The sequence below is a fragment of the Pseudomonas sp. FG47 genome (genome assembly GCF_057809115.1).
Genome location: NZ_JBMDJI010000073.1, coordinates 1 through 5586, shown reverse-complemented (window position 1 = coordinate 5586; position 5586 = coordinate 1). Strand labels below are relative to the sequence as shown.

The following is a 5586-nucleotide window of genomic DNA, read 5'->3' as shown; positions in this document are numbered from 1 at the left end:
TGAAGTCGCAATTTGTGTTGCCTGAACTATCGCGCGCTTAGAAGCAAAATCAAAAACCAGAGCAAGAGCAAGAGCAAGAGCAAGAGCAAGAGCATCCTGTCGCCGTCAAAACGACCAACCGTCGACATCGCCAATGAATGCGCATACAACGCTTAAAAGAAAACCATCCCACAACCTCAAGAACCCAATCACGAAAAATCGCTATCCCCCACCGCCCACAACGAGGCCCCAACACCATGCTCTATCGCCTGGCCGCCGATACCCTGGTCCTGCTTCATCTCTGCTTCATCCTGCTGGTCCTGTTCGGCGGCCTGATGGTGCTTTGGCGCCACCGCGCCCTGTTCATTCACCTTCCCGCCCTCGCCTGGGGCCTGGCCGTGGAAGGCCTGCACCTGCAATGCCCCCTCACCGACTGGGAAAACCACCTGCGCCGCGCCGCCGGCGACGCCGGCTACCCCAGCGGCTTCATCGAACACTACATCTGGCCACTGATCTACCCCGCCGGCCTGACCCCACAGATCCAACTCTGGCTCGGCGCCGCGGCGCTGGCCATCAACCTCGGCATCTACGCCTACGTATTAAGGCGCCTAGCGCGTCGCCACCACGAATAAGCGCGGGAACGGCAACAGCACCTTGCCATCGCTGGCCGGCGGATAATCGCGCTGCATGGCCTGCAGATACAGCTGCAGGAAATCCCCCTGCTCCTGCTCATCCAGCCGCGCCAGGTACGGCCGCAATGCCGAGCCCTTGAACCACTCCACCACCGCCTCGGCACCGCCGGCCAACGGATGGTGATAGGTCGTGCGCCACACATCCACCCGCGCGCACAGCGGGCTCAACAGGTCGTAGTAGAACGCCGCGTTATGCCGCGGCGGCAAGCTGAAATCAGCGAACTTGGCAGCCCAAGGCCCGCGGCTGGCAATCTCGCGCAGTTGCCGGTGGGCCGGCTCATCGAGGTTGTCTGGCGTCTGTACCGCCAGGCTGCCACCCTCGCTCAGTTGCCGCACCAGGTGCGGGTACAGGCTGCCGTGCTCCGGCACCCATTGCAGCGAGGCATTGGCGAGGATCAAGTCCTGCGGTTCCTGGGCCGTCCAGCTGGCAATATCGGCGATTTCGCAACGTACCCGGGGAATGCTCAGGCGCGGGCGTTGCCGGGCCTTGTCGATCATGTCGGCATCGCTGTCCAGCGCCGTGACCTGGGCATCGGCATGGCGTTGCAACAGCACCTCGGTGGAGTTGCCCGGGCCGCAGCCCAGGTCGGTGGCATGGCGTACCGGACGCGGCGGCACGGCGGCGAGCAGGTCGCGCACGGCGCGAGTACGTTCATCTTCGAACAGCGAATACTGGGTGGCGGACCAAGCCATGGACAACGCTCCTTCGGTGGCGGTGTGCCTAGCATACGCCATCGCCAGGCCTCACTGCGCGACAGCTCGGCAACCGACCCCGTATGCTCAAGCTCCATCCCGCACGCCGAAGGTCCTGATGAAAACCACCCTGGCTGTCATCCTCCTCGCCCTGGTCGCCGCCTCCGCCCTGCTCGGTTCACCCTGGATGAGCCAGCGCTTCGACCTGGCCGACCTGCGCACCACGGCCAGCCAGCAGCTGTCGCGCCACCTGGACGATGGCACGCTGCTGGTGCTACAGGCCAACAGCGCCGTCGACGTGGAGTACGACGGCCAACAACGGCGCGTCACCCTGCTCGAAGGCCAGCTCGCGGTGGACGTCGCCGATGACGACCCGCGCCCGTTCCTGCTGGTCACCGAGCACGGCACCCTGGCCACCCACGACGCCCAGCTGTCACTGAGCCGCCAAGGCGCACAGACCAGCGCCGACCTGAGAGCCGGCAGCGCCGAACTCGACAGCGCTGGCCAACACCTGCAGCTGCATGCCGGGCAAACGGTGCATTTCGACCGCGCCGGGCCGCGCACGCCATGAACGAAAACGGCCGGCCCCCCTGCAGGGCCCGGCCGCGCTATAGCTCAATACCGCTTAATGCGTCTTGGCGCCACGCATCTGGTGCACCACGCCCATGGCCACCACGATCGCCGCGGCGATACCGGTGGAGATCACCAGGATCTGGTAGTCCGGCATGAACGCCATGGTCACCAGCGCGGCGATGATGAACGCAATCACCAGGTAGGTCAGCCACGGGAACAACCACATCTTCAGGCGTACTTCCTTGCCCTCGGCAATCAGCTTGCGGCGCATGCGCAGCTGCGAGAAAGCGATCACCAGGTACACCAGCAAGGCAATCATGCCGGTGGTGTTCATCAGCGTTTCCAACACATCCTTCGGTCGCAGGGTATCGCTGAAGTTGATCAGCGCACAGAACACCGCCACCAGGCACGAGCCGATGATCGCGTTCACCGGCACCCCGGTACCGGTGCGGGTGAACTTGAACAGACGCGGCGCATCGCCACGCTGAGCCAGCGAGAACAGCATGCGCGAAGCGGTGTAGTGGCCGGAAATCAGGCAACTGCTCACCGAGGTCAGCACCACGAAGTTCATCAGCAGCTCGGCATAAGGCACGCCCAGCAGCTCGAGGGTACGGCGGTAGGCGCCATAGCCGGAAACGCCCAGTTGCGGGTCGTTCCAAGGTACCAGGCAGACGATCAGGAAGATCGAGCCGACATAGAACAGGCACACCCGCCACACCACCGAGTTGGTGGCCTTGACGATCTGGGTGGCCGGGTCCTTGGCTTCGGAGGCGGCAATGGTGACGATCTCGGCACCGAGGAAGGCGAACATCACCCCCAGCAACGCGCCAATCACCGTGGTGATGCCGTTGGGCATGAAGCCTTCGGCGGTCAGGTGGCTGATACCGCGTACCTCGCCGAACTGCCAGACATTCATCACCGCCGCGGTGCACACCACCAGGAAACAGACGATCGCCACCACCTTGATCAGCGCGAACCAGAACTCGAACTCGCCGTAGTGCTTGACGTTGAAGAAGTTGACGGTGATCAGCAGCAAGGTCGTGGCCAGCACGAACACGTTGACGCTTACATCGGGGAAGAAGCCGTGCAGGATCTTGCCCGCCACATAGGCTTCCCAGGCCATCAGGATCACCCAGTACCACCAGTACAGCCAGCCGATGGTGAAGCCGGCCCAGCGGCCGATGGCTCGGTCGGCGTAGGTGGAGAACGAGCCAGTGTCGGGCGATGAGGTGGCCATCTCGCCGAGCATGCGCATGATCAGCACCACCAGGATGCCGCCGGCCAGGTACGCCAGCACGGCTGCCGGGCCGGCGCTGTGGATCACGCTGCCCGAGCCGACGAACAAGGCGCCGCCGATCACCCCGGCGATGGACATCATCGTCAGGTGGCGCGACTTCAACGAGGCGCTGAGCTTGCTCTCGTGCCCGTCCTTCGCGGTGGTGGATGTGGATGTAGCTTCCATCAGTCAATTACCCCGTGCTTCTTTTTATCCAAGGAAAAACTGTGAAACCCCGATGGCTATCGGACTCACCTGTACATCAGTGCGGGCAGGGAGGTGTGCGATGCACACGCAGGCCATCCGTGGCGGCCTGCTTACGCGGCCAGGGTCATAACCCTGGTCGAACTGAACCATGCTGGGGACGGGCGCTGGGCGCCCGGCCTCGGGAAAAGAGGGTGCGAGACGAGGCTCGACTGAGGTGCAGCGATATTGTGATTATTCATGGCGCTGTCGTGTGCAGTGTTGGCGATTTCTGACACGTAATGTAAAAATGTCGAACACTTTGAGCCATGCACAGCGACATGATTTACGCACTGCACTGTACAGGTCGCCCATGCAATACACCTGCGATGCCCAGCAGACGCTTGCCGTCTGACACACCTGAAGGCCCCTGAATGCTCCAGCTACATCCGGACTCCGCCACCCCGCTGGTCAACCAGATCATCGACGGGCTGCGCGCGCTGATCGATGCCCAGACCCTCAAGCCCGGGGCAAAGGTACCGTCGATCCGCGCCTTCGCCGCCACCTATTCGGTGAGCACCTTCACCGTGGTCGAGGCCTACGACCGCCTGGTGGCCCAAGGCCTGCTGGTAAGCAAGGGCAATGCGGGGTTCTTCGTCAATCGAGCGGCCAACGAGCTACTGGACAATCACAGCCTCGAGACCGATACCACCCGCCCGACCTTCAACTCCGAGTGGTACCTGCAACAGATCTTCGAAATCCGTCAGCTTGCGTACAAACCCGGTTGCGGCTGGCTGCCCAACGAGTGGATGTACGAGGAAGGCCTGCGCCGCGGCTTGCGTCAGGTGGCCGGCAGCCCGCTGGAGCTGTCTGGCTACGGCGACCCCATGGGCCTGCCCGAATTACGTGCGTTGACCGCGCAGAACCTGCAACAGGAGCTGTCGATCGTCGCCAATCCAGCGCAACTGATGCTCACCCATGGCGCCAGCCAGGCCCTCGACCTGGCCGTGCGCACCCTGGTGCGCCCCGGCGACGTGGTGCTGGTGGACGACCCTGGCTACCCCAATCTGATGAGCATCCTGCGCACCCAGGGCGCCACCCTGGTAGGCGTGCCGCGCACCCCGGCCGGCTACGACCTCGACCAGCTCGAGCGCCTGCTGGCGCACCACCGCCCTACCGCGTTCTTCACCCAGCCGCACCTGCACAGCCCGACCTGCTCGCGCACGCCGCTGGCGCAGTTGCACCGCCTGCTGCAACTGGCCAGCCAGCACGGTTTCCGCCTGGTGGAAAACAACCTCTACGCCGACATGATCGCCGAGCCCCAGCCCTGCCTGGCCAGCCTCGACCACCTGCAACAGGTGGTGTACGTCGGTAGCTACTCGAAAAGCATCTCGCCCAACGTGCGGGTCGGCTACCTGCTGGCCAACCCTGAACTGACGCAGCAGTTGCTGCACCTGAAGATGCGCTCGGGGCTGACCACCTCGCAGGTGATGGAACGGGTGGTGTACGCGGCGATCATCGATGGTCGCTGGCGCAAGCACCTCAAGCGCCTGCGCCAGCACCTGGCCGAGGCGCACCAGGAGGTGGGCCGGCACCTGCATCGGCTGGGCTTCGAGCTGTTCATCGAGTCGGACGAAGGCATGTACATCTGGACCCGCCACCCGGCGATTCCGGACAGCGCGGCGTTGCTCGACGATGCCTTGGAGCAAGGCATCATGCTCGGGCCTGGGCAGTTGTTCATGGTCGATGCCCAGGCCACCGGGTGGATGCGGTTCAACGTGGCGTTCAGTACCGAGGTGTCGATGTGGGAGTTGCTGGAGAAGGTGTTGGTCAAGCATGTGCGGCGGGGGTGATTTTAATTATCCGGAAGCGGCGCTGCATTGATGTCTCGAGGCAAGCTATTTCCTATTTCCTATTTCCTAACTCCGATCCTGTCCAGAGCTCCCACTCATACAGCTAGCGACTAGCTGCGTCAGTGCAGGCGCCACCCGTAACTTCGCGACTTCAGGAGGCCGGGAACCCGGAGCGAAGCGTAGGGCCGGATGAATGGAACGCAGCGTTTTTTGGTTACTTTTTGTCGCGTTTGACAAAAGGTGACTGCGCGTCGATATAGCTAATGAATGCGCTTACAAATTTTAAAACAGACGCAGACCGCCTTTGACTTTGACTTTGACTTTGACTTTGACTTTG

5 protein-coding genes are annotated in these 5586 nt (G+C 63.0%); 3 read left to right on the top strand and 2 right to left on the bottom strand.

Going from position 1 to position 5586, the window contains the following annotated elements; genetic code table 11:
* The first annotated feature begins 236 nt into the window (after positions 1-236).
* Positions 237-611, top strand: a complete 375-nt coding sequence (locus tag ACODS5_RS24495) for a DUF2784 domain-containing protein (protein ID WP_489109871.1) — start codon at positions 237-239, stop codon at positions 609-611.
* Here the strand turns inward: ACODS5_RS24495 and tam are convergent.
* Positions 588-1364, bottom strand: coding sequence for a trans-aconitate 2-methyltransferase (gene tam, locus ACODS5_RS24490; RefSeq protein ID WP_134694140.1), 777 nt, complete (start codon positions 1362-1364; stop codon positions 588-590). The genes ACODS5_RS24495 and tam overlap by 24 nt on opposite strands.
* A 118-nt stretch (positions 1365-1482) precedes the next feature.
* On the opposite strand from tam, the gene ACODS5_RS24485 reads away from it, so the two are divergent.
* The gene (locus ACODS5_RS24485; RefSeq protein WP_167659534.1) at positions 1483-1935 is read left to right on the top strand and encodes a FecR domain-containing protein; all 453 of its coding nucleotides are present in this window, start codon (positions 1483-1485) and stop codon (positions 1933-1935) included.
* A gap of 54 nt (positions 1936-1989) precedes the next feature.
* Here ACODS5_RS24485 and ACODS5_RS24480 read toward each other — a convergent pair whose 3' ends face one another.
* Complete coding sequence (locus tag ACODS5_RS24480; protein WP_489109870.1) at positions 1990-3399, bottom strand: amino acid permease; 1410 nt, start codon at positions 3397-3399, stop codon at positions 1990-1992.
* Positions 3400-3830: 431 nt separating this feature from the next.
* On the opposite strand from ACODS5_RS24480, the gene ACODS5_RS24475 reads away from it, so the two are divergent.
* Positions 3831-5249, top strand: a complete 1419-nt coding sequence (locus tag ACODS5_RS24475) for an aminotransferase-like domain-containing protein (RefSeq protein ID WP_489109869.1) — start codon at positions 3831-3833, stop codon at positions 5247-5249.
* Positions 5250-5586: the final 337 nt, after the last annotated feature.

What these genes read in the sequence shown, in the direction of transcription:
- ACODS5_RS24475 (WP_489109869.1), top strand. Translation starts at nt 3,831, where the DNA reads ATGCTCCAGCTACATCCGGACTCCGCCACCCCGCTGGTCAACCAGATC.
- tam (WP_134694140.1), bottom strand. Translation starts at nt 1,364, where the DNA reads ATGGCTTGGTCCGCCACCCAGTATTCGCTGTTCGAAGATGAACGTACT.
- ACODS5_RS24485 (WP_167659534.1), top strand. Translation starts at nt 1,483, where the DNA reads ATGAAAACCACCCTGGCTGTCATCCTCCTCGCCCTGGTCGCCGCCTCC.
- ACODS5_RS24480 (WP_489109870.1), bottom strand. Translation starts at nt 3,399, where the DNA reads ATGGAAGCTACATCCACATCCACCACCGCGAAGGACGGGCACGAGAGC.
- ACODS5_RS24495 (WP_489109871.1), top strand. Translation starts at nt 237, where the DNA reads ATGCTCTATCGCCTGGCCGCCGATACCCTGGTCCTGCTTCATCTCTGC.